Annotated in this window: 32 protein-coding genes; all 32 read right to left on the bottom strand. The window is 70.7% G+C overall.

The annotated features are described in order from the left end of the window. Window positions 1-17: 17 nt before the first annotated feature. The 32 genes from QMK30_RS24955 to QMK30_RS24800 all read right to left on the bottom strand — a co-directional run bounded on the left by QMK30_RS24955 (window position 18) and on the right by QMK30_RS24800 (window position 26300). Window positions 18-1145, bottom strand: coding sequence for a DnaB-like helicase N-terminal domain-containing protein (locus QMK30_RS24955; protein WP_283520550.1), 1128 nt, complete (start codon window positions 1143-1145; stop codon window positions 18-20). Further along, window positions 1145-2416 (bottom strand): DNA cytosine methyltransferase, encoded by a 1272-nt coding sequence (locus tag QMK30_RS24950; RefSeq protein WP_283520549.1) that lies wholly within the window; start codon window positions 2414-2416, stop codon window positions 1145-1147. Before QMK30_RS24950 ends, QMK30_RS24955 begins: the two co-directional genes overlap by 1 nt. Then, window positions 2413-3276, bottom strand: coding sequence for an adenine nucleotide alpha hydrolase family protein (locus QMK30_RS24945; protein ID WP_283520598.1), 864 nt, complete (start codon window positions 3274-3276; stop codon window positions 2413-2415). The genes QMK30_RS24950 and QMK30_RS24945 overlap by 4 nt, the downstream gene beginning before the upstream one ends. Before the next feature lie 348 nt (window positions 3277-3624). Further along, window positions 3625-4218 (bottom strand): hypothetical protein, encoded by a 594-nt coding sequence (locus QMK30_RS24940; protein ID WP_283520548.1) that lies wholly within the window; start codon window positions 4216-4218, stop codon window positions 3625-3627. Window positions 4219-4254: 36 nt separating this feature from the next. Beyond that, complete coding sequence (locus tag QMK30_RS24935; protein ID WP_283520547.1) at window positions 4255-6042, bottom strand: type IV secretory system conjugative DNA transfer family protein; 1788 nt, start codon at window positions 6040-6042, stop codon at window positions 4255-4257. A gap of 33 nt (window positions 6043-6075) precedes the next feature. Beyond that, the gene (locus QMK30_RS24930) at window positions 6076-6846 is read right to left on the bottom strand and encodes an SPDY domain-containing protein (RefSeq protein WP_283520546.1); all 771 of its coding nucleotides are present in this window, start codon (window positions 6844-6846) and stop codon (window positions 6076-6078) included. A gap of 2 nt (window positions 6847-6848) precedes the next feature. Further along, window positions 6849-7469 (bottom strand): hypothetical protein, encoded by a 621-nt coding sequence (locus tag QMK30_RS24925; protein WP_283520545.1) that lies wholly within the window; start codon window positions 7467-7469, stop codon window positions 6849-6851. Further along, entirely contained in the window at window positions 7441-8265 is an 825-nt protein-coding gene (locus QMK30_RS24920; RefSeq protein ID WP_283520544.1) for an SPDY domain-containing protein, read from the bottom strand. Before QMK30_RS24920 ends, QMK30_RS24925 begins: the two co-directional genes overlap by 29 nt. Next, entirely contained in the window at window positions 8256-8612 is a 357-nt protein-coding gene (locus QMK30_RS24915; protein WP_283520543.1) for a hypothetical protein, read from the bottom strand. The genes QMK30_RS24920 and QMK30_RS24915 overlap by 10 nt, the downstream gene beginning before the upstream one ends. 29 nt (window positions 8613-8641) lie before the next feature. Continuing rightward, entirely contained in the window at window positions 8642-9445 is an 804-nt protein-coding gene (locus QMK30_RS24910) for an SPDY domain-containing protein (RefSeq protein ID WP_283520542.1), read from the bottom strand. Then, the gene (locus tag QMK30_RS24905) at window positions 9442-9831 is read right to left on the bottom strand and encodes a hypothetical protein (protein WP_283520541.1); all 390 of its coding nucleotides are present in this window, start codon (window positions 9829-9831) and stop codon (window positions 9442-9444) included. The genes QMK30_RS24910 and QMK30_RS24905 overlap by 4 nt, the downstream gene beginning before the upstream one ends. A gap of 33 nt (window positions 9832-9864) precedes the next feature. Beyond that, window positions 9865-10026: a hypothetical protein gene (locus QMK30_RS24900; RefSeq protein WP_283520540.1), complete on the bottom strand. Its 162-nt coding sequence runs from the start codon at window positions 10024-10026 to the stop codon at window positions 9865-9867. Window positions 10027-10139: 113 nt separating this feature from the next. Next, window positions 10140-10547 carry a hypothetical protein gene (locus tag QMK30_RS24895; RefSeq protein WP_283520539.1) on the bottom strand — a complete coding sequence of 136 codons (408 nt, stop codon included), beginning with the start codon at window positions 10545-10547 and terminating at the stop codon, window positions 10140-10142. A gap of 58 nt (window positions 10548-10605) precedes the next feature. Next, window positions 10606-11364, bottom strand: coding sequence for a hypothetical protein (locus tag QMK30_RS24890; protein ID WP_283520538.1), 759 nt, complete (start codon window positions 11362-11364; stop codon window positions 10606-10608). A gap of 23 nt (window positions 11365-11387) precedes the next feature. Beyond that, window positions 11388-12068: a hypothetical protein gene (locus tag QMK30_RS24885; RefSeq protein ID WP_283520537.1), complete on the bottom strand. Its 681-nt coding sequence runs from the start codon at window positions 12066-12068 to the stop codon at window positions 11388-11390. Between the two features lie 13 nt (window positions 12069-12081). Next, window positions 12082-12936, bottom strand: a complete 855-nt coding sequence (locus tag QMK30_RS24880; RefSeq protein WP_283520536.1) for a relaxase/mobilization nuclease — start codon at window positions 12934-12936, stop codon at window positions 12082-12084. Then, on the bottom strand, window positions 12933-13358 hold the full coding sequence (locus tag QMK30_RS24875; protein WP_283520535.1) for a hypothetical protein: 426 nt from the start codon (window positions 13356-13358) through the stop codon (window positions 12933-12935). The genes QMK30_RS24880 and QMK30_RS24875 overlap by 4 nt, the downstream gene beginning before the upstream one ends. 100 nt (window positions 13359-13458) lie before the next feature. Then, window positions 13459-13956 carry a hypothetical protein gene (locus tag QMK30_RS24870; protein ID WP_283520534.1) on the bottom strand — a complete coding sequence of 166 codons (498 nt, stop codon included), beginning with the start codon at window positions 13954-13956 and terminating at the stop codon, window positions 13459-13461. A gap of 49 nt (window positions 13957-14005) precedes the next feature. Next, window positions 14006-15277 carry an MFS transporter gene (locus QMK30_RS24865; protein WP_283520533.1) on the bottom strand — a complete coding sequence of 424 codons (1272 nt, stop codon included), beginning with the start codon at window positions 15275-15277 and terminating at the stop codon, window positions 14006-14008. Window positions 15278-15304: 27 nt separating this feature from the next. Beyond that, window positions 15305-16402, bottom strand: coding sequence for a hypothetical protein (locus tag QMK30_RS24860; protein WP_283520532.1), 1098 nt, complete (start codon window positions 16400-16402; stop codon window positions 15305-15307). Window positions 16403-16485: 83 nt separating this feature from the next. Further along, window positions 16486-16938 (bottom strand): hypothetical protein, encoded by a 453-nt coding sequence (locus tag QMK30_RS24855; protein ID WP_283520597.1) that lies wholly within the window; start codon window positions 16936-16938, stop codon window positions 16486-16488. A 24-nt stretch (window positions 16939-16962) separates the two neighbouring features. After that, window positions 16963-18153 carry a hypothetical protein gene (locus QMK30_RS24850; protein WP_283520531.1) on the bottom strand — a complete coding sequence of 397 codons (1191 nt, stop codon included), beginning with the start codon at window positions 18151-18153 and terminating at the stop codon, window positions 16963-16965. A 16-nt stretch (window positions 18154-18169) separates the two neighbouring features. Then, complete coding sequence (locus tag QMK30_RS24845; protein ID WP_283520596.1) at window positions 18170-18964, bottom strand: glycosyltransferase; 795 nt, start codon at window positions 18962-18964, stop codon at window positions 18170-18172. 47 nt (window positions 18965-19011) lie between these two features. Continuing rightward, window positions 19012-19620, bottom strand: a complete 609-nt coding sequence (locus QMK30_RS24840; RefSeq protein WP_502963221.1) for a hypothetical protein — start codon at window positions 19618-19620, stop codon at window positions 19012-19014. A gap of 18 nt (window positions 19621-19638) precedes the next feature. Then, a complete protein-coding gene (locus QMK30_RS24835; protein ID WP_283520530.1) occupies window positions 19639-20385 on the bottom strand; it encodes a hypothetical protein in 747 nt (248 codons plus the stop codon). A gap of 102 nt (window positions 20386-20487) precedes the next feature. Beyond that, window positions 20488-21486, bottom strand: a complete 999-nt coding sequence (locus QMK30_RS24830) for a DUF8094 domain-containing protein (RefSeq protein WP_502963220.1) — start codon at window positions 21484-21486, stop codon at window positions 20488-20490. Window positions 21487-21575: 89 nt separating this feature from the next. Further along, window positions 21576-22118 carry a hypothetical protein gene (locus QMK30_RS24825; RefSeq protein ID WP_283520528.1) on the bottom strand — a complete coding sequence of 181 codons (543 nt, stop codon included), beginning with the start codon at window positions 22116-22118 and terminating at the stop codon, window positions 21576-21578. A 51-nt stretch (window positions 22119-22169) separates the two neighbouring features. After that, window positions 22170-22937 (bottom strand): hypothetical protein, encoded by a 768-nt coding sequence (locus QMK30_RS24820; protein ID WP_283520527.1) that lies wholly within the window; start codon window positions 22935-22937, stop codon window positions 22170-22172. A gap of 35 nt (window positions 22938-22972) precedes the next feature. Next, entirely contained in the window at window positions 22973-23926 is a 954-nt protein-coding gene (locus tag QMK30_RS24815) for a hypothetical protein (RefSeq protein ID WP_502963216.1), read from the bottom strand. Continuing rightward, entirely contained in the window at window positions 23916-24092 is a 177-nt protein-coding gene (locus QMK30_RS24810) for a hypothetical protein (protein WP_283520526.1), read from the bottom strand. The genes QMK30_RS24815 and QMK30_RS24810 overlap by 11 nt, the downstream gene beginning before the upstream one ends. Before the next feature lie 231 nt (window positions 24093-24323). Continuing rightward, window positions 24324-24770 (bottom strand): hypothetical protein, encoded by a 447-nt coding sequence (locus QMK30_RS24805; RefSeq protein WP_283520525.1) that lies wholly within the window; start codon window positions 24768-24770, stop codon window positions 24324-24326. A gap of 15 nt (window positions 24771-24785) precedes the next feature. Then, window positions 24786-26300, bottom strand: a complete 1515-nt coding sequence (locus tag QMK30_RS24800; protein ID WP_283520524.1) for a VirB4 family type IV secretion system protein — start codon at window positions 26298-26300, stop codon at window positions 24786-24788. Between the last annotated feature and the right edge of the window lie 20 nt (window positions 26301-26320).

The following is a 26320-nucleotide window of genomic DNA, read 5'->3' as shown; positions in this document are numbered from 1 at the left end:
CGATCGGCGGGTGGGGGCTAGCGGGAACTGCGCGAGGCGGGCGGGGCTGTGGTCCGTGGCGGGCCGGCCCGGGGCGCGGCCGTGGCCTTCGCCGCCCTGGTGCGTGCGGGACGGCCTGCCGGTGCGGGTGAGGACGTGGCGTGCTGCCAACGGGTGCGTACGGCGGACAGGTCGGCGAGGGCGCGGCGGCTGCCGACGACGAGCTGGTACGGCGTGGTGGCCGGGTCGTCGGTGAACGCCTCGATGCGCCGGCCGACGTGCCGGATTGTCGTGAGGAGCGAGCGCTGCAGGACGCGCTCGGCCCAGTGCTCCGAGGAGCCGACCGGTCCGGCGAGGAGTTCCAGCAGCTCTTGCGGCTCGGCCCCCGGGCCGAGCAGGCCACGATGCCGTGCCTCCCACAGGACCGTCACCGGATCGACGGGTGCGTGGCGCCGGGTCAGGGTGATCAGGCTCTGCCACAGCCCGGCGTGCAGGGGCTGCGTGAAGTCGCCGGGAATGAGCCATCGCATCTGCTCGACGTCGCTGGGATGCGCGGTCGCGGTCGCGAGCAGCAGCCGCTCCTCGTCGACCGCGTCCTCGTCGTGGGCTGTAACCGGCTCAGGAGTGGAGGTGCGGGGCAGGGATCCGGCGTGCGGGGGGAACCGGGCGGAGATGTCGTCCACCACGAGAGCGAGGGCATCGGCCTCGGCGAGCGTCGTGGCCACGCGCTGCGGGAATGTGGTGTCCCCGGCAGTATGTGCGAGGCGCTGGGCAGCGGCGGCCAGACGGCGCCGGGAGTGCTCTGCCTCGATCATCCGCGCGTACGCGGGCGCGTGCCGGGGCCAGGGGCAGATCTGGATCAGACTGTGCAGGTACGGCGCGGTCAGTCCGCGCGCCTGCTCACGGGCGGAGTTGAGCACGGCGACGAGCCACTTCGTGCTCTTGGCGTGCTCGGCCGGATCAGGGGCCGGCAGGGAGCGGATCGCGGCGAACAGGGCGCCGTGGGCGGCGGTGGAGAACGCGTCCGGTCCGATCCCGGTCACGTCGCGGAGGTACTGCGGGTCGAGCAGGAGAGCACCGAGGAGAGCCTGCTCGACATGGAACACCGGATGCGGCGGCGGGATTGAGTCGAGGTCGCCCTCGTCGGGTGCGGGGGTTCGGGGCATCAGGCGGCCAAGGTGAAGTCGTCGGGGTCGAGAGGAATGTTCAGGTGCGGGGCTAGCAGATGGGCCGCGAGCAGCGGGGGTACGGCGTTGCCGATCTGCGAAAACTGCTGGCCCTTGTTGCCCGCCCAGGGGTAATCGGCCGGGAAGGTCTGCAGGGCGCCGGCCTCGCGGGCGGTGATGCGGATCGGCTCCGGAACGGGCGACGACGCCGCGTCTTCCTGCTGGGCGGTGGGTGGTTCGGCGATCCAGGTGCATTCATTGGCGCGGTGCCCGAAGAACAGCGTCCCCGCCGGCTCCTCGATCGAGCGGATGGTGGCGTTGGCCTGGTTGTTGCTGCGCAGCGACCAGGACCAACGGTGCGCCTCGGCAGTGAACGTCGGCGCCGGAGCGCTCGCCGCACGGTTCTCGCGAGTTCCGTGCCGGGCCGCCCAGCCCGCGCCTTCACGGCGGGACTTCAGAACGATCCCGTCCGGCCGCGGCGTCCAGGTGCCTCGATCACGGGCATCCGACAGCGTCTTGCGGGACCCGGAGGGGAAGGGTTCGGGTCCGCCGCCGGGCCCGCCGCCGGCGCAGACGGTGGGCACGGGCCGGTCGGTTGCACCCCATCCCAGGGCCTCGGCCATGCTGACCCAGCGTGCGCGGCCCGGACCGAACAGCGACTCGGGCTCGCTGACTTGGGCGTGTGTCGGGGTGGGCGGCTGGGCGGTCCGCACCCGGGAAGCGAGCAGGATCGCCCGCCTGCGGGTCTGCGGGACACCGTAGTCGGCCGCGTTCAGAATGCCGCACCAGGTGGAGAAGCCCCAGGACCGTAGGACGGCCGCGTACTGCTTCCACAGGGGCAGAACGTCGGGGACCTCTTCCATGGCGACCCACTCGGGTTCGCCGACGGCGTTCAGGGCGTGGAGGTAACGCATGGGCTCTGCCGCGAGCAGGGAGCGCTCGTCGCGGCAGGCGGCGAGGAGGCGCTCGCGGATGTCGCGGCCGGCGGCGAGGTTCTCGACGGCCTCGTGCACGAGCGGCTGGTCCACCAGGCCGAGGCGCTTGCCGGCCATGCTCCATGCCTGGCACGGAGGGGACGCGATCAGCCCGCGGGTCCGGCCGATGAAGGGCCACGCCGGATACATCGCCACGTCGGTCCGGAGCGTCAACTGTCCTGCGGCCACACGGGTCTTGCAGGCCCACTCGTCCCACTCCAGGCCGACGTCCCGCACACCGAGCACTCCCAGTGCTCTGCTCCAACCACCAGGACCTGCGAAGAGATCAAGTATCAAGTGGCCAGCCCGAAGTCGTCCTGCGCCAGTGCGTCCGCATCTCCGCGGCACGCCCAGGGCGAGCAGCCGTCCACGACACCGTTCTCCAGCTCGTCCTCGTCGGCCTCCCCGCTCTGGAGGGCGGCCCGCTCGGCGGCAGTGACATGGTCGATCGGCGCCTGGCTCAGGGGGACACGGGAGCGGTGCAGGAACGCCTCGCCGAGCAGCCGGTTGCCCGTTGCGTTGGCACGGGCGTTTCCTTGACGGATGGCGGCGTCGAATGCGACCACGTCCACCCACTCAGACGGTGACGTATCCCTGATGTGTCTCCACTGGGCGTTGCCGTGGAAGGGGCATCCAAGGCAACTCGATTTTGGCGTTTCTGCCAGCCCGATCGAAGTCAGATAACGAATGCAGTCCGCTCGGCTCCAGCCCAGGTCCAGCAGGGGATGGCGGTTGCGCATGTACTTGACGTCGGCATCCTTGGCCCGGTGGAATTCATCGGTAGAGATGCCGACCCACTGCTCGACGAATACCCCCTTCGGGATGCGTGAAGGATAGGGGTAGTCAAGCAGTTGGCGAACCTTCTGCTTGATAGGCTTTATTTTATATTCGCCAGTGCATTGCCTACGTGTCATCCCAGGTCGGCCATCCTTGTTGAGGATGTAGAGCGGCATGGAGGCGAATCGGTGATCGGGGTCGAGGGCATCCGCTCGAATGTTTCCGGAGGAGACGCGCAGAATGGGGATGCCTGCCGGTTTGGCTATCTCCCTTTCCAGCCGGTCGAGATGGGAATAGACGGCTTTCGGTTCCCATCCGGTGTCGGCGAAAATGGCGTAGTCGACCTTGGGGAGGATTCCTTCGGCTGACAGGGCGAGCATGGCGCTTGACTGAATTCCCGCACCCAGTGATATGGCGCGGAACTGCGGGGTGGAGGAGGAGGGGATGGTGGTTCCTTGCATGATCGGATGAACCCGGCGGGGGGAGCCGGGAGGCAACAGCCGGGATTCCCGGGCGGCGTCGAAGGGCGGGGTGCGGGGGCAGCAGGTCCGGCCGACGGCGACCGCGGGCAGGACCGCCGTCGGCCGCGTGGTGGTGGGAGCGAGGGAGGGTGCCGATCAGAGCGCGGCTGTCGCGAGGCGGTCAGGCACATGTCTCCGTGGTGCTGGTCGGGTGCAGGGCGCGGGCGAACGAGGGTGCAACGCCCCGGAGCGCTGAGCCGGTCGCGGTCAGCGTGTCCTCGGCGCGGCTCCGCGCATCGCGGGCAGGGGCGGGATGTCGACCACTGCGGGTACTGCCGTGGCTGAGGCGCTGGGAGTTCCGAGCTCCGCGAGGGCGTGCTTGATGAGCTGCTGGTCCTCTTGCTGGGCGGCGGCGGAGAGCGTTCGCCGGGAGAGCTGTTGTGCCAGCCCGACGTACACCTGGGACGCGAAGCCCATCTTCGCGGCGGCCTCAGCCAGGACAGTGCGGCTCGCCTCGGGTGTCTCGTCGGCGTCCTCGTAGAGCAGCGTCTCGGTGCGAGCGTGGATGGCGCGGGCGCACAGGGCTCCGGCGTGCGACACCTGGGCGGAGGCTTCAGCGAGTTTGGCGAGGTTCCAGTGCCCGTCCTTCATGGCCGCGTACTGGCTGGTGGACAGGACTTCCAGTTGCTGGGTACAGCGTGTTGCCAACTCCTGTGCACCGACGGCGATCGGTGCCAGTTCACGGACCGGCTTGGAGATGTCGCCGGCCCGGACTTGTTCGACGTCTGCCCGCAGGGACCGCAGGGCGAGGTGTGTCTGGCTGAGCAGGCGGGTCTGCGCGGCGAGGTCGATGAACTGCAACAAGAACTCCTGGGAAGTAGACGGGCAAGAGAGGGCCTACGAGGCGGTGCCGTAGTCGTCCTGCTGGGGAGCGTGCTTGGCGATGGCGCGTGCGGTGATGGCCTTGGACGCGTGGGCGGAGGCGGCGGAGAGCTCGTCGGCGCCGGGCTCCTGGTACCACGGGCGGAGGTCGAGCATCGCGGCCCGCATGCCGGTGGCGAAGCACAGGGCGGTGCCCTTGGACAGGGCGCGGATCGCGTCGGCGGGCAGGATCCGCTCCTGCCGCATGCTCACCGAGGTCGACTTGCCGGACTCGGAGTGGGAGGTGGAGGTGGTTTCCACGTCGTGGTCTCCGATCAGCCGGGACAGTTTGTCGGCGAAATCGGGGTCGTCGATGCCGGCCCCGATGACCTTCACCGTCGAGGCGGACCACATGGCGTCCATGCCCGCGTCACCCCAGACTTTCTGGCCCTGGCGGTAGCTCTGGAGGATCGTGATGGGGATGATCCCGCGGCTGCCGAGGTGGGAGTACAGGTCCGGCAGGTCGCTGATTTTGCAGACGTTGGCGGCCTCGTCGAGGATCGCCAGCATCGGCGGGTCGAGACGTCCGCCGGCGCGCTCGGCCTGGGCGGTCGCCGCGCGCATGACCGAGTCCGCGCAGGCGGCGATCAATGCCGAGGCTCCGCCGCCGCCGTCCTTGCTCAGCAGGAACAGCGTGTCGGTGGAGGTGACGAACTGCGCGGGCCGGAACTCGGGGATGTCCTTCTGCGGCGTCACCCATGCCGCGATCTCGGTGTTGAGCAGGGCGGCGGCGTACTGGCGGGCGGTCTCGTAGATGCCGTCCCGTGTCTCGGGAGGTCCTTCGACGGTTCCCTTGAGCTGGGCGGCGACTGCGGCGAAATCATGGTCGCGGAGGATGTCGAGCGGGGTGCGGTCGGCGGGGAAGGCGAGCCACTGCATGATGTCGGTGATCGGCCGCTCGTCGAGGGCTGCGGCCAGTAGGAGCTGGGACAGGATGTTGCTGCCGGCCTTGGACCAGAAGTCGCCCTGCGCGCTCGCATCCACGCTCGCGGCGAGGAAGTGACCGGCCAACCGGCCTGCGCCGTCGAGGGTTTTCGCGCTGGCGAGGGGGTTCCACCACATTTCGCGGGCAGCGTGCGCGATCTGCTGCGGGTCCATGGTCCACACCCGTCCCACCTGAGCGCGGGCGTCGTAGGCGGTGGTGAAGGCATCCCCGGCGGCCTTGTTCGACGTCAGAAGGACCGGGCCGGGGGCGGCGAGCATGGAGGGGATGGCGAGCGAAGTGGTCTTGCCGGACCGGGGGGCCATGATCGCGACGGCGACGTCCTCGAAGCCCATCCGCACCTCGTGGCGGCTGCCTTGGAGGTTGCCGAGCAGGATGCCGGTGTCCTTCGCTTCGATGTGCTTGGCGTCCTTGAGGCTCGGGCGCAGGGAACGGGCCTTGGTGGTGATCGCCTTGGCCATCAGCGGCTGGATGTCCCGGGCCTTGGCCATGTCGGTGATCTTCTTCCGGCCGCCGCTGCGGTTCTTGTGCCGGGACCACAGGACTCCGGCCGCTGCACCGAGGGCCAGGAGGAGGAGCACGGGGACGATACGGGTGCTGATGAGCAGGGACGTTTCCCCTGCCTGGGGCCATAGGCGTTCGGGGTGGAGCAGGGCGTTGGTCGGCTGGTACGGCGCCCAGGTGATGCCGGTCAGGTAGGCGGTGACATTGCCGGACAGCCAGGCGAGGTGGGACAGGGGGACGACGACGGCGAGCACTCCGAACAGGAGACGCAGGACGAGGTCGTAGCCGTCGGTGGAGCTGTTGGAGGAGGGGGGCAAAGGGCTACGCGCTTCCGGGTGGGGACGGCAGGGTCAGCGGTTGCGGCCGTTCGTGGCAGGCGGCGGTCGCAGGGGGTTCGGACTCGCCGGAGGGCTGGCGCGGCGGCCGGCCAGGGAGCGGACACGCTCTTCCAGAGCCGTGGCGACCTGCACGGCGGGCACCTCGCGGCGGGTGCGGGCGATGAGGTGGGGGTCGCGGGTCGCCAGGCTGCGCAGGCTGTCGGTGCGCGGCACGGGGCTCGGGTCGGCGAGCGCAGCGGTGAACGCGGCGACGAGGTGCGCAGGCGTGTGTTCGCCGAAGCGGGCCTGCCACACCTGCTTGTGCAGCCCGAGCGTGACGGTGACGAACCACGCTCCTGGAGCCTTCGGCGTGCCCAGGCGCTCGACGTACGCCGTCTTGTCGGGCGACACGAGGCCGCTCTCTCCGTACGGTGACCAGCCGACTTTCTGGAGCGTCTCGTACGGGTCAGCAGCCGCCGCCGGAGCCGGGTCGGTGAGGGCGTCGGTGAACGCGGCGATGATCTCGACGGGAGTGCGGGCGCCGAAGCTCGCGTACCAGGCGGGCCGGTCCGGCTCCGGGGCGTGCTGGAGGGTCCACCACTGGCCGTCGGGGTCGGGCTCCAGGCGCAGGAGCGCCTTCTGGTCAGGGCTGGAAAGCAGCACGCGCGGCATCAGGGGGTCGTGGCCGTAGCTCCAGCCGCAGGCGCGGTGGAGCGGGACGGTGACCCAGGCGGGGTCCCCGCCCCCGGCCAGGTGACGCGGGGCGATGAACTCGACCTCGACACTCTCGGCGGCCGGGGGCACGCTCACTTCCTCACCGGGGCGGCCCTGCCGGTTACGGGGGCCGTGGTCGGTGGCGGAGCCAGACGCGAGGGGGCTTTCAGGGCTGCGGAGTTGATCTCTCGCAATGCCTGGCCGTGGGTGGCCCAGTCGTCGAGGTAGCTCCATGACTCGGCGTGGTGCTCGGCGAGAGCGTCGTCGAAGACCGGGCTGCCGGGCTGGGCGTTGGCGGGGAGCGTGTCGAGGGTCGTCGTCCACTGTTCCTGCAGCCCTTCTAGCCGTTCGAGCGCAGCGTGCAGGACGCCCAACTGGTGGACCCAGCGGCTCTGTACGGTGTTCGCGGGCAGATGGGCCAGCTGCGCTTCTGCGGTACCCAGCAGGAGGCGGGCGCTGGTGCGCAGTGGCTCGAACGCCGTGTGGGTGTCGGCGTCGCGCTGGCTGGCTCGCAGCCCGTAGGCGTGGTCGTCGTGCGGCCAGCCGTCGAGGTCGGTGTGTTCGTCGGAGTAGACGTCCCAGGCGTCCAAGGTCTGCTTGCTGTCGCTCAGGTAGCTGTCGAGGTGGCGGAGGAACTCGCGGTGCGCGGTGTGATCGGCGGAGATGGTCAGGGTCCTGTCGGGTTCAGCGGCGGACGGTCGGACGGACGGCACCGGTCGGCGCCGGGGTCGTCGCGGGTTTCGTTGCCTGCCGGCGGGCTGCGCGTGCGTGTGAGCGGAGCGAATCGATGCGGGTGGTGTGCGCGTCGACCGTCTGCTGCGGAGTGAGCGGGCTGGGCACTTGCACGGCGCTGTAGTGAGCGGTGCGGTCGTACATGGCGCGCTGGAGCGGTGCGGGGTCGGTGAGTGCGCTGACGAACGCGGTCACGAGGTGCTCGGGCGTGCTGGCGTCGAAATGCGCGTGCCAGATCCGCGGGCCCATGGGGGTTCCGTATCCCGGCTCGCACGTCTCAACGTGCCAGTACGCCGGGGCGTGGCCGTCCCGGTGGGAACGCTGCTCTGCGTGGCACATCCCGTCCGGCGATACCGCCGCGTTGTCCGGCCCGACCTGCCAGCCCGCAGCCCTGAGCACCGTGAGGGGTTCCGGATGCGAGGCGGGTACCGGGGAGATGAGCGCGTCGGTCAGGCCGGCGAGGAATTCGGCGGGGAGGAGTTCGCCGAACTCGGCGTGCCAGCCGCGCTCGGTGTCGGTGTGCTCGGCCTGCAGCCACCACCATGCGGAGGTGGTGGACTGCGGGTCGAATTTGAGGTGGTGGCGGAGATCAGGGCTGCGCAGGACGATCTCGGCACTCAGTGGGTCGGAGACGGCCTTCCATCCGGCGGCGGCCAGGCCGTGGGTGACGTGACGGGCGTCTCCGGAGCCGGCGAGGTGGCGCGGGCTGGTGTCGAACGGGATCTGCCAGGCGTGCTTGTCGGCGAAGGCGGCGAGCTGCCGTTCGCTCACCGGCACCAGCAGCACTCCGGCTCGTTGGCGGGAGCCTTTCCGACCAGGCTGCGCAGGTCGTCCAGGGCGTAGTGGAGGGTGTGCTGGTCGGACTGCTCCCACGCCGCGTCGCGCAACTCCGCTACCAGGAAGTCGACTTCCAGGGTGCGGGGGGTGTCGGGGTGCTCCTGCACGGTGCGGGCGAGGGCACGCAGGATGTCGGCGAGCTGCATGGGTATGCCCGTGTGCTCATCCAGCAGGGGCTCGGCCAGGGCGAGCGCCTCTTCGGGGTGGGGATTGCCGAGCAGGTAGTCGGTGAGGCGGGAGAGGGGCTCGGTTGCGGTGCGGATGGTGTCCGGGGTGAGTGCGGGCATGGGTCTCCTCGATGGTGCGGGGCGAAAGGTCACCGGCGGGTTCGGGCGCCATCGGCGGTGGCGTGGGGGCGGGCCGTGGTGCGGGGCCGGCTGCCTCGGGTGGTGTTGCGTGCCCAGGTGGCGGCGCGGGCGGCGGTGATCCGGGCCTGCTGCCAGGCGCTGAGCTGGGAGGGCAGCACAGAGACGGATGTGGTGCGGATCTGTGTGCTCTGCGGGACGCGGCCGAGCGGGCGCATTACGGGCTCGGGGCTGGCGAGCGCGGTCGAGAAGGCTTGCACGAGGTGCATCGGCGTACTGGGTGCGAACTGGGCGGTCCAGCCGTTTCCTTGGCCGTCCTTCGCCCCGGCCCACCAACTCGACTCGCTGCCGGGGCTCTGGTGGTACTGCACCCAGGCGTTGCCGTCGGGACTGGTCGCGGTGACATGGTCGGGGTGGGGGTGGTCGCTCCAGTTCTGGTCCTGTAGCGGCGCCCAGACGTTGGGGGCGTGCGCGGAGCGGGGCTGGGTGAGGGCGTCGGTGAGACCGGCGACGATCTCCACAGGCGTCTGCCGGCCGAGGACGGCCCACCACTCGTCCTGGTGGCCGCTCGCCGCGCCGTGGATCGTCCACCCGCCGGGCAGGACGTAGGGGTCGTAGGCGATGCGGACGGTGCGGTCCGGGCTTTCCATGGCCAGGGGGCCGCCCGTTTTCGACTTGTCCCGCCAGCCGGAGGCGCGCAGGAATTCGGAGACGTGGCGCACGTCGCCGCCGCCCGCGAGGGAGCGGGGCTCGATGAGGTAGTGCTGCTGGGCCTGTTCGCCTGCTCCCCAGCCCTGCCACTGCTTGTTCTTCACCGGCTCCGCCGCACAGCCATGGCGGATGCCACCGGTTTCGGCGGCGCGGTGCTGGCCGGTGCCGGGGGTTTCGCGAACTGCCGCAGCGCGTCGGTGTGATCGCTGAGGTCTGTGCCGACGTCGTGCAACTCGTTGGCGGCGCGGCCCATGGCGAGCCAGACCTCGGGCGGGAGAGCGCCGCGGTGGACGTTGTCCCGGGCGAACCGCGACCCGGTTTCCATCAGCTCCGTCACCCCGGTGAGGACGCCGTTGTCGGGGTCGAGGAGTTTGCCGAGGATCTGTGCGGCTATCTGGGGCGAGGCTTGGGCGAGGTGGTCATCCAGCGTCCTGAGCAGGCCGGTGATGTCCTCGGCGAGGCGTACGGGGTAGGACGACAGGTCGGTCATGTGCCTCCTGGGTGGATGGGCTCGGGCGGGCTGCTAGTCGTGGTGGCGGATGCGATGGCTTTCGACGAGAAGGAACAGGTCGCGGCGCCGGGCTTCGTCGAGCGCGGCCTCAGGGCGACCGCCGGCCAGTGGGTTGGTCCGGTCGTGGCTGCTGACGGTGACGGCGCGCAGGTAGCGCCGGAACAGGGCGGTCACGAGGCGGGGCTTGAGGCGGGGCGTGATGGGCGGGGGTGCTACAGGTTTCTCCGATGGGTCGGGCGGTGCTGGCCGGGTGGTACCGGCGGGGAGCCGGTACCACCCGGCCAGGTTCACGGGGTGCGGCGGGACGGTGCGGGGTGCGAGGGCGACGCGGCTGGTGCCGGGTGCTGCGCCGCAGGATTGGGTTTCCCGGTGCGGATCTCGCGCACGGCCTGCTGGTAGGCGGGCTCGTCGAAGACTTCGCCGGCGCAGCTGACCTCGTAGCCAGCCAGGAGGAGGGCGGGGATCGCGCGAGTGGCCAGGCGTCTCTGCTCGTCGACGCCGAGGTGCTCGGGCGCAACGTGCCAGATGTAGACGGGCCCGGCGGTACGGACCTCTTGGCGTTCCAGGCCGAGTTGTTCGAGCAGGTCGTGGAGCTTGGCCGGGGCGCCGGTGGGAGTGTCTGCGTGGATGGTCGTGGTCAGGGCCTTGACGTAGATCTCGACGTCGGTGCCGTACTCGTCGGCCAGATTGGCCATGGAAGGTTCTCCAGTTCAGCCGCGGCGGGGCGCGGGGGCAGCTGCTGCTTCCTCGGCTTCAGCGAACCCTGTGGGCCGGGACACGCGTGGCAGCAGGTGCCGGCGGTACGGCGGCCGGAGTGGCGGCGGGTGCGGTCCGGCCGGAGAGGTGCTGGAGGCCGGTGCCGATACCGTGAGCTTCGAGCTGCGGGCCGATCTGGCGCAGAGCGCGTGCCTGCGCTGTGGTGTCGTCACCGCTCAGGCGGTGGATTCCGGTCTGCGGGTCCTGGACGAAGCCGCCTGCCACCAGGACGGCGGCGGCTGTATCTCCGACGGGCGCGGCGGCGACGCTGCCGTCCTGCTGCCAGGTCAGTACGACCCTCTCCGGCTGGGACGGCTGGGTGCCTCCGATGGTGTTGTGGCGGACCTGGGCGAGCGCCGTGTCGTAGCGGGCGAGGAGGTCGCCCGCTACGGTCTCGGCGCTCAGGAACGGGTCGTCCGTCAGCGCGATGCCATTGGGCTCGCGCACTCCGCGGTATGCCTCGTCAGGGAGAGCGCGGGGGGCGACGGCGGCGATGAGGAAGCCGTCGCCTTCGTCGTGCCCGTCGAGGACGGCGAGCTGGGCTCCGTCCGGGCGGCTCAGGAGGGCTGCCTGCTGGAGCGGGAATTCGGCGAGCGACTCGGCGACGAGGTCCAGGTCCCAGACCCGTTCGGTCAGTTCGACGAGGTCGTCCTTGTCCTGGGGCGAGTGGTAGGAGCTGGTCCAGGCGCCGGGGAGTTCACCGGCGAGGACGTCGGCGTACGAGGCGAGGCGCTCGGAGTTTTCGTAATCGTGCATGGTGTCCTTGGGCGAGGTGGGGGTCAGCGGCGCAGTCCGGCGGCCACCGGTGGTGGCGGGGCGGGGACCGTGCGCGGCGGAGGCGGGCAGGCGCATACGGCTGAGCGCTCGCGTTCGGCGGTGCAGGTGCTGCGGCCGGGGTGCGGGGCGTGCCGGTCGGCCAGCGCGTTGCGTGTGTCGCAGAGATCGGTGCGGATGGAGCGCAGGCGCTCGTCGGCGAGGTAGCGCAGCCGCCTGGCGATGTGCGGGTCGGTCGCTTCGCCGAGGTCGTCATGGAACTCGGCGGTTGCAGCTAGGACTTCTCCCAGGGCGGTGAGGATGCCGTTGTGGGCGGCGGTCAGCTCGGTGAGAGCGTCGGCCACTTCCTGGGTCGTGGTGGCTGCGCGGATGCGCTCGGCGAGGTGGGCGACAGTGGCGCCCAGTGGCAGGTATCTGGGCGGGCGGGCTTGGGTGTCGAAGGCGGTGTCGCAGTCGACGTGGTACCCGGCGGATCGAAGCCGTGCGACGGCGCCGGTGGCGAGGCGGGACTCCTCGTCCTCGGCGAGACCGGTGGGGGCGCGGTGGTAGGTCTCGTGGACGCGGACGACGGAGACGAAACCGGTGCGCTGCAAGATGCTGTGCGCCTCCGGGTCTCCACCGCGGGCGAGGACCTCGTCGGAGTGCGGATCTCGGCGGATGTCCAGGAAGCGGTCGGCAAGGGGCAAAGAGACGTTTCTCCTACGGCGATCGATGTGCTGGGTGCCGGGCTGCGGCGGGCGGTGCGGCAGCTACACGGGGACGGGCTGCGGCACTCAGGTGCGCTGCCGCGGTGTCCAGGTCTTGCTGGACGGAGTGCAGCCGGTGGGCGATGAGCTCCAGGCGATGCGCTGTGGCGGCACCGGCCGCGTCGGGCTGTCGTGCGATCCGGTGAGCGGTGTGCTCGACGAGTCCGCGCACCGTGGCCAGCGGCCCGGACTGCTCGTCGGCGAGCTGCGACAGGATGGTCGCGAGCTGGGTGGACGCCACGGGGACGAGCCGGTCGGCGTTCTGTGGCCGAGAAGTTGGTACGGGGATAAGACGCAGGTCCTGCTCGATGCGGCGGGATTCCTCCGAGAGGCGCCGCAGGGCATCGCCGCGCTGGGGGGCCCACGCGCCGTCCAGGCGGATTAGGTTGGCGAGCAGATCGAGGCGGCCGGGCTGGGCCTGGAGGGCGATCCACCGGCAGCCCTTCTCGTCACCGGGGACCTCGATGCCGGCGGCGCGGGCGAGCCGGTGGGCGATCTCGGCCCACTCGGGGCCGGTCATCACACGGTCGTCGGGATGGAGCCGGACACTGAGGTGGAAGACGGCGTGCCGGTCATCCTGCGGGCTGGCGGCGAACGGGTGGTCCAGATAGGGGTCTTCGAGGTGTTCGGCCCACTCGACGGACGTCCAGAGCTTCTGCTCGTCGTCCAGGGTGTAGTAGTCGAGCCCCGGCCAGTGTGCGACGACAGTGTGCTCGGTGAGCCCCTCGTCCGGCGACACCGGGCGTCCCAGCGCCTCGGCGAGCGGATCGTGCGGAGAGTGGGCCCGTTCGTGGAGCCGGGGAATCACCGGCCGCCCCGGACGTCGGCGATGTGTACCAGTTGGTTCAGGGCGGTGGTGGTGTACCAGCCGCAGTCGATCAGCGTGTTGTCCCCGGTGTGCTTCGGCAGGAGGCGGTCCTCCATGGCGCGCAGGTGGATCAGGCAGTCCGGGCAGCGGCGGGAGAGGTGCACGAGGTAGCGGGGGTGGGCGGTGATGTACGACTGGGCGCCGCCGGTCGAATCCCGCAGCCGCCATCCGTTCTCGTCGGTCGGGGTGTGCCAGGACGGGGCGATAACGCGCAAGGCGTCCCCCCACAGTTCTCCCCCGGCGACCCCCTTCAGGACGACGACCGTGTCGCCGGCCCGGAAGTGGGCGTGGGTGATGTCCCGGTCAGGGGTGAGCGGGTCCGGTGTCGGAGCGAACACCGGAGTGGGTGGGGTCAGGGACATGCGGTTCCTTCCACGCGAGGCGTGCGGCGGTGGGAGGAACAATGGTCCGGAAGATCGCCGGTTTGGCTAACCGGCGTTTCCCGGCTATGTTCCGCCTCCTTCACCGGAACGGGTTCTCCGTCCCACGGCCTTCTTCGCCCGCTGCGTCGAGGAGTTCGAGCAGGTCAGCGCCCTCCGCATCCCGCTGGTCAATCCACCACCCAGCACGGGTGATCGAGCGTGCCTTCTCCTCCAGCTCCGCCCAGTCCGCCTCGTCCCAAGACCCCTCGACGACCAGCGCGGCGTGCGCGGAGACCATCAGCTGATGACGGGACCGCTGACCCCAGTCCAAGGCCCGCTCCGGGCCCTCCAGATGCGGCATGTCGAACTTCGTCGCCCACTCGACGGCAGCCTGCTGCTCCTCGGCCCGCTTCGCGGCGAGCCACTCTTCCTTGGACTCGGTGTCGGCTTCGCGCGCCGACCTCCAGCATTCGCTACAGTCCTTGGCCGCGAGCCAGCGGGCGAAACCGGCCCGCTTGTCGGCGGGACGCTTCGAAAGGTCATGGACGACCTGGTGGGAGCACGAGTGCTCGACGGTCCACTGCGTACGGACAGCCATAAAGAAATCTCCTCAAGTAGGTTGTATTAGAAGGGTGTTGGCTTGCTGCTCAGGAGGCTTTGTGTCGGCCTGAGAGCGGGCGCCGGTGTCGGCCGCGCCGGGCGAAGTGCCCGGCGGGGGCGAGGTGCGGGCGGGCACCGAGCAGGACCGTGAGTGCGAAGGCCGCGCCGGCGGCAGGGAGTGCGGCGCCGGCGAGCGCGTGCTCGGCGAGGCGTCCGGCGAGGGCGGTGCCCGCGGACTGCCCGACACCGATCGAAAGGATCAGCCACGCGTACGCCTCGCTGGTGCGGCCCGCAGGAGCGAGCGCGTCGGTGGACTGGTAGGCGCAGGCCACCACCACGGTGAGCAACGCGCCGGGCACGACGACCGCGACGGTGGCCGCGGACGGGCCCAGCAGCGCGAGGAGCGGGAGCCACCCGGCCAGGAACACGGCTCCTGCCGTGACCAGACGGCCGGTGGTGGAGCTGGCCCAGGAGCGGCGGCCGTAGACGAGACCGCCCAGGAAACTCCCGGTCGAGAACGCGGCGGGGATGATGCCGGACAGCATGTCCTGCCCGTGCCGCTCGGCCATGGCGATGGCCCACACATTCATGCCTCCGATCGCGAACCCGACCCCGGTGAGGGAGATGAACAGCAGCACCAGGCCGGGACTGGTCAGCCTGCGTACCCGGCCGGCGTCCCCGCTCGCGGGCCGTGCGGGGCGCCAGCGCCGGGAAGGCGGCGCGAAGACGACAGCGGCAGTGCCCACCAGGCCGAGGACGGTGGTGACATCCAGCGCGAGGGACGGCCCGTACGCGGAGGCGAGCGCGACGACGAGCAGCGGGCCGACGATGTACAGCACGCCCTGCGTGCCGGTGTCGAGGGCGAGCGCGGCGTGCCGAAGCCGGGGGTTGGGCAGCACGCTCGGCCACAGGGCCCGGAGACCGGCCTCCAACGGTGGCGTGGTCAGACCGGCGGCGACGACGATCGCCGTGGCGAGGGCCGGCCCACCGTGCGGGCCGGCCAGGGGCAGGGCCACCAGGAGTGCGGAGTTGAGCAGGGCGGCGGGGAGGTGCACGGCGCTTTGGCCGTGGCGGTCCATCAGGCGTCCCTTGACCGGCTGTGCCACCGAGGAGGCCAGCCCGTACAGCGCGCTGAGCAGTCCGCCGAAGGCGATGCTGCCTCCGGTCGCGGTGACCCACAAAACGATGGCGACGGGGGCCATTCCGTTGGGGAGGCGGCCGGTGAGGGTGCCGCCGAGCAGGCGGGCGACGTACGGGCTGCCCAGCACCGCGCCATAGGTGATGCGCGGCGTGGGGGCCGGTGGTGCGGTCAGGGACAACGGGGGCTTTCTCTCGGGGAATGGCGCCTAGCGGTGGCGGACGGTCGCGGCGGCTCGGGGCGGCGGGGCGGGCGGTGTGGTGTCCACGGCGGGACGCGGGCGGGCCCGTGGCACGGGGACGCGGTGCGGCGGCAGGACGGCGACGGTCGCGCCGAGGTCCTCGGCGGCCTCGTGCACTTCGGTGGTGAGGAAGTCGATCTGCCGGCCGAGTGCGGCAAGGCGGGCGGCGATCTGCCGGCCTTGCACGGTCTCCAGTGCGGAGCTGAACTGGCCTGCGGTTTCCAAGAGTTCCTTGAGGCGGACCATCGGGCCCGCGTCGTATCCGTGCTGGGTGGCGGTGAGTAGCGCGTTGGATGCGTCACCGGCGGCCTGGGCTTCGGCGACGTCCCGGATGAGTTCCTGCAGGGACACCTCAGGGACGGGCTCCGGGCGGTTGAACCGCGAGACGTCCGCCCGCAGTACGCCGGGCGGGACAGCGGCGGGCAGCGCCTGCCCGGCCTCGTATTCGTGGGCGTAGTGCCCGATCACCTGCCAGCCCGGTGCGTCCGGGTCGCCTCGCAGAGCGACCACCGTCGAGTCGTCGTCTTCGACCAGGTAGGCGAGGGTGATCGGCTGGCCGTCAGCCGCGAACCACGACTCGATCAGATCCAGTTCGCCTCGCCTCTGCGCGACCCGGGCCCTCTCGGTCCACATCTGCTGGTCGTCGCCGGTCAGCGGGGTCTGGGGCTGCTGGTGCTGGTCGGCGAGGTTGGCGGCGATGGCGCTGTGGTCCGCCCAGGCGGTGAGGTGCGGCCACAGGGCCGTGTGCTGCGCATGTTCGGCTGCCGAGCCGGGGGCGGCGGGCCGATCCAGGGCGCGGCGGATCTCGGCGGTGGATGCGGCGAGGCCGTCGAGTACGGTGCGCCACCCGGTGGTGTGGCGGGCAGGCGGCAGCTCGTCGAGAGCACGGTGGGCGGCATCCAGCAGTGCGTCGGCGTACGGGGCGAGATGTGTGGTGTACGCCTCGACGGCTGCCTGGTAGCGCTGGGCACGGGCGGCTGCCGCAGCGCTGGCATGAACGGTGCGCCCGTAGCGGTCCCGTGTCGTGTCGAGCGCGGTCTCGGCCTTCAGGTCGATGACGGCCATCCGCAGTCGGAAGTCACGCGCTCGGCCAGCAAGGCTGGATGCCGACGGGACGGGGCTTGCGGGGGCCGCCTCGCTTCCGGGCGTCACCGGGACCGCCCGGCACCCGAGGCCGTCAGGTGGACGGTCGGCGCGTAGGAGGGCTTCGGCGGGATCGGCCGGGCCGAAGGCGGCGAGGTGGTGGGCGGCGTACCGCGCTGCGTCGTCCGGCCGGCAGCAGCTTGGGCGAGGCGGCTGCGGCGCTCCAAAAGCCCATTCGGCAGAGCCGGACGCGGCGGGCCGGGCGAGACTGCGGGATCAAGGACGATGTCGGCGTGCACTGCATATCCCCGACGACGAAGGTCAGTTACGGCCTGGCGTGTGCGACGGTGGCCATCGCGCTCGGGTTCACTGAGCCGGTACAGCCCGGGTGTGGTGGGGACGGGCTCGAACTGCTCGCGGGTCAGGAACCATTCGGCCAGGTGCTGGGGCAACTCTGGGGAGGCGGCGGCGACGAAGCCCAGGTCGGGGTGGGTACCGAAGCGGAATTGGTCAGACAGGGGAAGTCCTCTTCTCTACGGCATTTACAGGTGTGCGTTCGCCGCTGGCCGGGACGCAGGGGGCTGGGCCGGGCGGGTGGTGAGCAGACGGGGGCTGGGCGCGGACAGGGCCACCTGCCCGCCGGGGACGGCGGCGCGGGCCTGGCGCTCGAACGCCTCGCTGTCCGCGAGCCAGGTCTCGATCGCGGGTAGGACGGCGGCGCCGAGCGTGCTGCGCACCTGACTCCACTCGTGGGCCGGCAGGACCGCGGGGATGGAGTACAGCTCCGCGCGCAGGCCATTGAAATCCGCCCACGCGTCCTGGCTGCCGGCGAGTGCGTCGCGCAGCCGGGCCATCGCGGCAGCGTCCTGGGGCCAAGGACTCGCGGTGGGCCGACACCGGCTGAGCAGGAGCGGGGCGTGCTGCAGGACGTCACGGAAGGAGAGCCAGGCGTGGTCGGCGAATGCACGCTCCATCTCCGGCAGCAGCCGCGAGTTGGCGAGCGGCACGCCGTCGCTGATCCGGCCGGACTCCTTGACCGCCTGCAGCGTCTCGTGCTCCGGACGGATCCGGTCCAGTGCGGTCATGACGGTGTCGAGCCGCCGGTGGTGCAGGGCCCTGCGGTAGGCGGGCAGGAAGGTGTGGGCGACAGCGCGAGCGGCGAGGTCCGTCGCAGCGGGCAGCGCGATGCTGCGCGGAGCGTTCGGCTCGTCCCAGTTGTCGTCGTAGTCCTCGGTGGCGAAGGCGCCCACCAGGTAGCCGCTGGCGTGCCCGGGACGGTCGATCAGCAGCAGCTCGGTGCCGGCGTGGTTGTTCAGCACGACAGCGCACGGAATGTGGTCGTCGAGCATTGCCTGGAGGAGGTCTCCGCTGTCCCACAGCGAGCCGACGATGTCCTCCTGCCAGTGCTTGCGGGGATAGATCTCCACCTTGGCGCTCCAGGTGCCGGGCAGTCGGGCGGCGATCTCCTGGCCGGTGTCGCCGAGGTAGGGGCGGCTGCTGGTGGTGATGCTCGCGCCGTGTTCGTGCGCGCGGTGCACCAGAGTGCTGGCGGTGTCGCGGGCTGCCTGTGCCTCGCTCAGCGGGGCGGCGAAGGCGCCGCCGGGCAGGCGGCTGAACCCGGCTTCCTGCAGGGCGTCACGGGCCTGGAGGAACTCCTCGCCGGCAGCGATGGCGACGAGGCTGTGGGTGTGGCTGGTCGAGAGGATGATTTCCGCGGTGGGCGGGTTGGTCATGTGGGTAGTCCCGAGGTCAGAGGCGCGCGCGAGCGGGCGGCCCTGCGGCAAGTTCCGGCGGCCGGACACTGAGCGCGGGCGTCGGCTGGTGGTCGCGGAGGAGCGAGCGCAGGCTGCGGCCGTACTGCCAGGCGTGTTCGCGGGCCGCCGTCTCCAGCAGGTCGTATCCGGGCTGGGCCGTGAGCTGGCCTGCGTGCTTTCGGTATCTGTACACGGGGGTGGGCAGCAGGATCCCGGGTGCGAGATTCGATATGCCGACAGCCGTGCAGTAGTCCTCGCCCTGGACGAGGCCGCCCATTGGGGCGGCGCGTACGAGGTCGGTGCGGGCGAGGATCGTGGTCGGCCCGATTGGGATGGTGTCCGCCGGGGACTTCCAGTACGTCCATACGTCGCCGGCCTCGTGCCGGCCTGGCGGCGTGGGGCACCGCCAAAGTCGGCTCGTACCGTCGGAGTACCGGTCCTCACTCCATCCGGCACACCAGCCAACCCCCGCCGATTCCAGGGTGTTCAGCCGCACGGACATGGCGTCGTCGGTGAACTCATCGTCGTCGTCAGCCCAGTTGCAGTACGGGGTGCGGACCAGTGGGAGGGCGAGGTTTCGGGCGCATGCGGCGCCGACCGGGCGAGGCAGGACGAGGGTGCGGACGCGAGAGTCCAGTGCGAGCGGGGCGGGCAGGCGGTCGGGAGAGACCCCGTCGAGCGAGATGATCGCCTCCCAGGGCACGGACTGCCGGGTGAGGCTGGCGTGCATGGCGCTCAGGTAGCCGAGCCGGTCCTCCCGCAGGCGGCTGGCGATGATGACGGTGATCAGGGGCGTGGCGTGCGGGGGCAGAGGAGTCTCCGGAGACGAAGGGGCGACTAGCGGTGCGCGGCGGTGCGCTGAGGGCTGGCCGTCGCGGGGACCGCGACAGGTGCGTTCTGGGGCGCCGCGCTGCGGACGGCCTGGATGACCGGTGCGGGCTCGAGGGAGGACCAGTGCTCCGGGTCGTCGCTGAAGACGGTGCGAGGGTCGGTGGACCAGTCCACGAGCGGGCCGAGGTCTTCGTGGAGCAGGCTGACCACTTCGATGCCTTCCCTGTGCAGGATGTAGCCCCACTGCATGTCCTGGGCGTCAGCGGTGTATTCGGTGACCGTCATGCGCACCGGTGGGGCCCCGTTCGGGGTGATCAGGTTCAGCGTGCGGCTGGGCCACTGCTCACCGCCGGTCAGCGCGGCTATGAGCGCGGGCGGGGCGTCGTCGAGGAGATCGGTTCCCAGCTGGTCCCAGCCGATGGCGACATTGTCGACAAGGTGGCAGGACATGGCCTCTAGGTCGCGCCCGAACTTGTGCTGGTACGCGGTCAGGAGCAAGGGGAGATGGTGGCTGGGTACTCCGTCGAGGCGGACTTGGATACCGCTGTAGTGCAGGGGGTGGGTGGGGCGGGCGATGAAGGATCGAGTGGACAGAGAGGTCTCCACAGTCGGGATGTTGGCGTTCGGAGTCGGTCAGCGCGATGCACGGCGCGTGCGGGCCGGAGTGAGCGGAGGCGGGCCGGCCGGAGCGGAGGAAGAGAAGCCCTGCGTTCCGCTGGCGGAGGCAGCGTTGTTGTCGCCTTCCGGAAACGTGGGGCTGAAACCGATGTCGGCCAGCCGCTGCGCGGCCTGGCGGGTTCGGGGAATGCTGTCCTCGACGGTCTCGGGCAGGTAGCACTCGCCGGACGCGGGGTCGAGGAGGAAGCCTTCTCTCCCCAGGAGTTCGTACAGGGCGCGCGCGTAGACCGTGGTCACGCGGGGCCTGCCGTCGGTGCCGAGGGTGATGTCGACGGGCAGGTGCGGTCCGGCGCCAGCTCTGCTCTGCGCCATCATCGACGCGACGCGGTAGTCGAACAGCTGACGGCGGCGGACCAGAGCGGCGGCGCGCACCGGATCGGCGGGAACCGTGACGGCCTTCGGGACGGCGACCCCGACAGTGTGGTCGTGGCTGGTCCCTGCGGGGAGCATCGGCGCCACGACGAACTGGTCTCTTCGGGAGGGGTGTTCAGCGACGTACAGCTGGATTCCGCTGGCCGAAGTGAGGACCGACCGGTGGGCCGGGGAGCTGCGGTGCGCGGTGTAGGCGAGGGGGCCGGAGTCCCAGATGTGGTCGCTGGCCGGGTCTTCTGCCAGTGACGTGGGGTGGGCGTCGGCCTGCCAGCGGCCGGGCAGCCGGGCGCCGACGGCCTGGACGAATGCGGTGAGGTCGTGGTGGGGCAAGGGCATCTCCGTGGGCTGCCGTCCGGGGCCCGGACCAGCGGGCGGGGCCCCGGACGGTTGGGGGAAGCCGGGCCCGATTCGGCCCTGGGGTGAGGGGATGGCCTACGCGCGGTCCGACCATCCGGAAGCGACCGGCGGGCCGGAGGCGTCGGTGCGCGCGCAGCTGTAGCCGATCAGCCGGGACGGGGCGGCCTTCGCGGGGACGGTGGCGGCGTCGTTGCACACGAACGTGTACTGGATGGAGCTGCGCGGCACGCCGTGGAGCCAGGCCCGGTCGTCCTTGCCGGGGTTGATCTGGAGGCCGGAGTGCGCGACGGCGTCGGTCTGGGTGTGCGTGTGGGAGAAGAGGATCAGGGCGCCGCCGTCGCTCGTTTTGAGCGCGTAGGCGTCCTTGTAGCGGTTGGCGGCACCGGCGAAGACGGTGGTGCCCTGGTCTCCGTACCGGGTGCCGGTCTTGTCGTGGACCTCGATCTGCTGCTTGCTCGCCACGGTCGGCTCGAAGACCTTCGTGCCGGTATTCATGCCGCCGGTGGCGAAGTTGTCGAGGACCGCGGACCGCAGAAGGTCAGCGCCGGCTGCCAGCTGTTTGTTGCCGTTGGCGGCGACGGCCGTTGCGTAGCCGTCCTGGTCGAGGGCGACGTCGGGCAGCTTCTTGCTTTCAGGGTCGACGACGGAGACCAGCTCCCAGCGCTTGTGCTGGGGTCGTTCGGCGAACACGGCCAGGCGCGAGGGTGCCTTGCCCTTCTGGTCCGAGAGTGCGGCAGCGAACCAGCGGTCCTGTCCCGGGGTCAGCCGCGGGATGTACAGCTTGGCGCTCGCGGTGTCGTAGGACCACGGCTTGTACGGCTTGCGGTCAGCCTTGGGCAGGCCCTCGGTCTCGGTGTAGTCCGAGACGGACATCGCGTACAGCGGGCCGTCCTCGGCAGTGTCGAGCAGGGCGCGGTCGCGTGTGGCGTTGGCCTCGTTGTTGATCTTTGCGTAGTGGGTGATGACGTCCCGGGCCTGGGTGGTACTGAGGGCGGGCGTCGGGTTCGGCGCGGTGCGGGCGCTGGTGGCCTTCTCGTTGCCCTGGCTGTCGCTGTCGTTGGCGCAGCTGGTCAGAGCCAGGGCGAGAGCGACGGCGGAGCCGAGCAGCGGCAGGGTGCGACGGGCAGTACGGATGGGGGCTCCAGAGTTCTTCAGGTCGGTGATCAGTGAGTGCGGGGGGTGGCCGTCGGCGTGGCGGGCCGTGGGGCTACAAGTCCAGAGGACGGAGCTTGGGCGCTGCGGGGGGTGCGCGGCGGGGTGAGCCGTTCGGCGTCGGCGTAGAGCTGGCGGCCCGCCTCGTGGAGGTGACGGCGGGCGCTGTCGAGCCGGTCGTCGAGTGCGGTGCGCAGGGAACGCTCGGTTTTGGCGCGTTCCGAAGAGCGGGGCAGGCGGGCAACCTGGTGCAGGCCGCCGGCGTGGGCGACGGCTTCACCGAGGTCGGCGAGGGCTCGTCCCACCGTGCCCATGACGCGCGTCAGTGCGGTGACCCGGCGCTGAGTTGCCTCGTCCGTCTGTGCTGGGCGGCCGGTCGTCTCACGGTCGGCGTACGCGGCGGCGGTCGCGATGTGGATGAACAGTCCGGCGATCTCGCGGGCGCTTTCGTCCAGTTCGTCGAGGTTGTCGCGGGGGAACTGCGATATGCCGGTGAGCGGCATCTCGTCGGCCGCCCGGTGGAGGCGCTCGGCCACGCCGCGCAGCTGGCTCATGGCGTCGTATTCGGAAAGCAGGGGAACTCCGTGGGGCACGTGCGGTCTGGATCAACGGTGGTGCGCGCGGGCGGTCTGCGGTGGCGCAGGCGGAAGCCCGGGGCTGGTACGGGGTGCGCAGTGGCGGAGGTTCACGCCGATGCCCTTGGCGGTGAGCTGTTGGGCCACGGCCTGGACGCGGAGTGCGTGCACGCTCTCGCCGAGTTCGGCGGACAGGAGGAACGCTGCCTGGTGCGGGTGGTAATTGAAGCCGGCGTCGTACAGCGTCGTACGGGCATCAGGCGGCACGCTTTGGTACGGAGCGCCCAGGGCTCCGTCGTCGTACATCGTCAGGGTGAGGACCTGGGCGACCTGTGGCGGGGCGGGGCGGTGCGGGGGTTCGGGTTGGTCCACCGCGTAGCGGAACAGCACATGCAGAGCCTGCTCGTATCGGGGCAGTACCCGGCGGATGACGTCAGCGGCGGCACGCGCGGGGTCGTTGGCGACGGCGATGCCGTGGGGTTCCTCGACCTCGTCGAAATGATGGGGCTTGAGGTCATCGTCGTCGGGTTCGAGCGGGGCGACGACGAACTGTCGCGGAAACCGGGGCCTGTCGCTGACGTAGAGCCGCTGGTTCTCGGGGCCATGCAGAACGGCGTCGTGCGCGAGAACGTACGTGCTGACGACGTAGCCGACGTGGCCGGAATCCCAGAGCTGGTTGGTGGTGGGGAACTGATCCTTGTACTCCGCGTGGCGCTGGTACGTGCTGGTCCAGGCGCCGGGCAGGCGCTCAGCGAGGCCGGCGGCGAAGGCGGAGAGGTCGGTGCGTCGCGTGGGCATGGGCTCCTGGGGGGCGACGAGGCTGGGATGCGGCATCAGCGTGTGTGCCGTGGACGGGCGGGAGGAAGGGCGAGAAGCGGCAGGGCTGGCGCGTGGGTCGAGAGTGCTGCTGGCCGGTGGGGCTGCGGGGGTGCGGTAAGGGAGCGCATCCGTTCCTCGGCCACGTGCAGCACCTCCCCGAGGTTCCTGATCTCGGCAGCGGCGTCCGCGAAGTCGTACGACAGATCGAAGCCGTCCTCCTCCTCAGCTTCCTTTGCCTTCTCCCCGGCTGCTTCGAAGAATTCACCGAGCCGCTCCAGCAGGCCGTCCGTCGGGTCCAGGATCTGGTGCAGCAGCTCGGCGGCCTCCACATGCGAGTCGGTTCCGTTGAGCCGGTCGGTGAGAGCGAGGAGAGCGTCGCCGTAGAGGTAGGCGCCGCGTTGCTCCTTCCCGGCCGCACCGTGCTGGGCTTGGTGAGCGCCGCGCTGCTTGGCTGCCGACACGAGCGGGTCTCCGGCCGACGAGGGAGGAACGGCGAGCAGCCCGAGCTGGATGAGCCGCTGGTCGACGGCCTCGATCAGGTGCGAGGCACTGCCACCGTGGCGTGCTTCGGGCCGCTCCGGGGCGCTGGGATCGGTGGAGGGGACCGAGTCGTAGATCAACTCGAACAGCTCATGGCGCTCGGTGTGCTGGCGGGTCACGATCCACCCCTCCGGGTCCCCCGGCAGACGGTCCGAAGGAGGCTCCTGCGGCGGGCTGATGATCAGGTAGCTGTCGTCGGGGAGCGACACGCGGACGATGTAGGCGCTGAGGCCGAACTCGATGTCGCACTCCAGCCCGCGCTGCCGCAAGGGTGTGGTGAGGTGCGCGTGACGCTGCCACAGCACCTGCCACCGAGAGGTGTGCACATCGCGGTGGTCGGGGAGCGGAGCGAGCGGAGAAGCATCACCCGGCATGTCGCGCGTACCAGCGCGGACGGCGTACGGGGTGCCCTGACGGTCAGCGGGCACGGTTGCTCCCATGCGGGGCACGCGTACGTCGCAGGGACGGTATCCGGCGTGCAGGCTGCGGCGGTTGCTGCGGCGGTGGTAGCGGGGAGAAGTCGAATTCGTACTCGTCGTACGTGTCGATCAGGCCGTGTTCCATCTGCGCTTCGCGGCCGGCGACCTGATCCATCAGGTCATCGTGTTCGGCTTGGCACTGCTGGTACTCGGCCCAGTCTGCGTCGCTGTAATGGGCGGGGCGGTTCAGGGTGCTCCTTGGCTGTATGGCGCCGGCATCGGCACTAGCGCGGGCTATCGGTGGCGCGTGCTCGGCCTTGGCGGCGGAGGCGTTACTGCTTCCTGGAGGGTGTACGTCGGGAAGAAGCGGTGGAGGTCGAGGTGGGCGTGGAGTTCCTTGACCGCGTCACGGAGCGATTCCGACGACCGCCGCAGAGGCACGGGCTGTGGCGTGGTGCACGGCCATGCGGTTTTCCAGGAACTGATTGTCGCGGGACTGGGGTAGGGCCAGAGCGGCTTCTGCAGTGTCGGCAAAGTGCGGGGCTGCGTAGCTCGACATGGTGGCGGCCGTCGCGAGGTGGGTGAGGACGGTGCTGCCTGCTCGATTCGTGCTGTGCGGGGTCCGGGCGAACTCGCCGACCATTTGGACAACGCCGTGGGCGAGGGACTGTGCGATTTCGGAGTGCTGGATCAGGTCGGCGTATGAGGCCGAGGCGGGCACGTGACCGGTGTCGTCCAGCAGGTGCCACTGTTCGGAGGAGCCAGCGAGTTTGGCCCTCATCTCGTCGAGTGCTCCGATAAGTTGGAGGGTGTCGTCGCGAGGTATCAGTTCGCGCTGGATATCGGGATTCATGAGCCCCTTTGCTTTTCAATGCATGCGGGCGTCGGTGTCGAAGAGCGCCAGCTCGTGGCTGTGCAGGAGGTGCTGCACGATGAAAGATCGTCCGGCGACTTTCCAGAGCCCGCGGCCCCGGTTGAGGTGCGCGATGGCGTCCATCTCCACGGACGTCAGGCCGAGCAGCGAGGCCGCAGCGTGAAGTTGGTCGGTTTCCTGGCGGTAGATGATGCGGGTGCTGCAGTCGGCGAGGAGGCCCTCGGCGAGCGCGCGGCCTTGCGAACCGGCGTCGCCTGCGGTGAGCAGGTCGGACAGCCGGTGGATGACCATGAGGTTGGCGATGCCGAGGCCGCGGCTCAGCTTCCACTGGGCCTGCATGCGTTGCAGGAGGCCGGCGTGGCGCATCAGGCGCCATGCCTCGTCGTACACGATCCAGCGCCGCCCGCCGTTGGGGTCGGTGAGGGCGGATTCCATCCAGGCGGAGGCGCAGGTCATCGCCAGGACGAGCGCGGTGTCGTCGCCGGAGCCGCCGAGTCGGGACAGGTCGATGGTGAGCATCGGCGCGTTGGGATCGAAGGCCACGGTGGAGGGGGCGTCGAACATGCCGGCCAAGTCACCGTGAATCAGACGCCGCATGGCGTGGGCCAGGTCTCGGGCTGCGTCACCGAGTCGTCCTGACATCATCCCGGCGGCCTCGTCGAGCGCGACGGGGTTGTTGAGGGTGGCGGCGACGTCCCCGAGGAGCGGGGTGCGGCCGGTGTCGGTGGCATGGGTGACGACGGTGTCGAGGGCGATGTCCAGGGCGGTGTGTTCCATGGGCAGCAGGTCCCGGCCGAGGACGGTCCGGGCGAGGGAGCCGAGGAGGAGGAGGCGCCGCTTGCGAATCTCGCCGACCCAGTCGGCCTCGGCGATGCTCTCCGGGCGTGGGGCCGCGTGCAGGGGGTTGAGCCTGCCGGGGAGCCCGGGGCCGAGGGCAACGGACGTGCCCCCCAACGCGTTGGCCACGGGCGTCCACTCGCCCTTGGGGTCGCACGGCACGTAGACGCGGTAGCCGAAGGCGACCGAACGCAATGCGAAGCTCTTTGCCAGGGCGCTCTTGCCCTGGCCGATCACGCCGGCCAGCAAAATGTTGGGGTTGGTGAAACCTTCGATTTTGCCGTACAGGGCGAACGGGTCGAAGACGAACGATGCCTCGGCGTGGACGTCTCGGCCGATGTAGATGCCTTCGGCGCCGAGGCCCCCTTCGGCGAGGAAGGGGTAGGCGCCGGCGGCCACGGCGGTCGTCATGCGGTGGGCGGGCAGCTTCAGCCGGTTCTTGCGGGCCGAGGCGGGTCCTGGGCGTCCGCTCGGGGGGTAGAGCGCGGCGGGAGTCTTGTTCTCGGCGGGAGTGCCGTTTGCCGGATGAGTGCTTGCTTCGGCACGGGCCTTGGCGGTGGCTTCGGAGAGTTGGCGGCGGGCCTCTTTGCGGCTGGCCCGGTCCGTTCCGTGGGGGGTGAACAGGGGGCTGGCGCTGGCGCGGCGGGCTCGACGGGCGGGCCGGTGGTTCATCAGGGGCCCTCGATTCTGCG

This window comes from Streptomyces sp. H27-C3 (genome assembly GCF_030063415.1).
Taxonomy (GTDB): domain Bacteria; phylum Actinomycetota; class Actinomycetes; order Streptomycetales; family Streptomycetaceae; genus Streptomyces.
The sequence above is the reverse complement of the archived record's forward strand: the minus strand, read 5'-3'. Positions and strand labels throughout refer to the sequence as shown.

Bases quoted from the DNA above. Each gene is read 5' to 3' on its own strand.
- QMK30_RS24955 (WP_283520550.1), bottom strand. From the start codon at position 1,145: ATGCCCCGAACCCCCGCACCCGACGAGGGCGACCTCGACTCAATCCCG.
- QMK30_RS24945 (WP_283520598.1), bottom strand. From the start codon at position 3,276: ATGCTCGCCCTGTCAGCCGAAGGAATCCTCCCCAAGGTCGACTACGCC.
- QMK30_RS24915 (WP_283520543.1), bottom strand. From the start codon at position 8,612: ATGCCCGCACTCACCCCGGACACCATCCGCACCGCAACCGAGCCCCTC.
- QMK30_RS24905 (WP_283520541.1), bottom strand. From the start codon at position 9,831: ATGACCGACCTGTCGTCCTACCCCGTACGCCTCGCCGAGGACATCACC.
- QMK30_RS24895 (WP_283520539.1), bottom strand. From the start codon at position 10,547: ATGGCCAATCTGGCCGACGAGTACGGCACCGACGTCGAGATCTACGTC.
- QMK30_RS24890 (WP_283520538.1), bottom strand. From the start codon at position 11,364: ATGCACGATTACGAAAACTCCGAGCGCCTCGCCTCGTACGCCGACGTC.
- QMK30_RS24875 (WP_283520535.1), bottom strand. From the start codon at position 13,358: ATGTCCCTGACCCCACCCACTCCGGTGTTCGCTCCGACACCGGACCCG.
- QMK30_RS24870 (WP_283520534.1), bottom strand. From the start codon at position 13,956: ATGGCTGTCCGTACGCAGTGGACCGTCGAGCACTCGTGCTCCCACCAG.
- QMK30_RS24860 (WP_283520532.1), bottom strand. From the start codon at position 16,402: ATGGCCGTCATCGACCTGAAGGCCGAGACCGCGCTCGACACGACACGG.
- QMK30_RS24850 (WP_283520531.1), bottom strand. From the start codon at position 18,153: ATGACCAACCCGCCCACCGCGGAAATCATCCTCTCGACCAGCCACACC.
- QMK30_RS24825 (WP_283520528.1), bottom strand. From the start codon at position 22,118: ATGAGCCAGCTGCGCGGCGTGGCCGAGCGCCTCCACCGGGCGGCCGAC.
- QMK30_RS24820 (WP_283520527.1), bottom strand. From the start codon at position 22,937: ATGCCCACGCGACGCACCGACCTCTCCGCCTTCGCCGCCGGCCTCGCT.
- QMK30_RS24810 (WP_283520526.1), bottom strand. From the start codon at position 24,092: ATGGATCAGGTCGCCGGCCGCGAAGCGCAGATGGAACACGGCCTGATC.
- QMK30_RS24805 (WP_283520525.1), bottom strand. From the start codon at position 24,770: ATGAATCCCGATATCCAGCGCGAACTGATACCTCGCGACGACACCCTC.
- QMK30_RS24800 (WP_283520524.1), bottom strand. From the start codon at position 26,300: ATGAACCACCGGCCCGCCCGTCGAGCCCGCCGCGCCAGCGCCAGCCCC.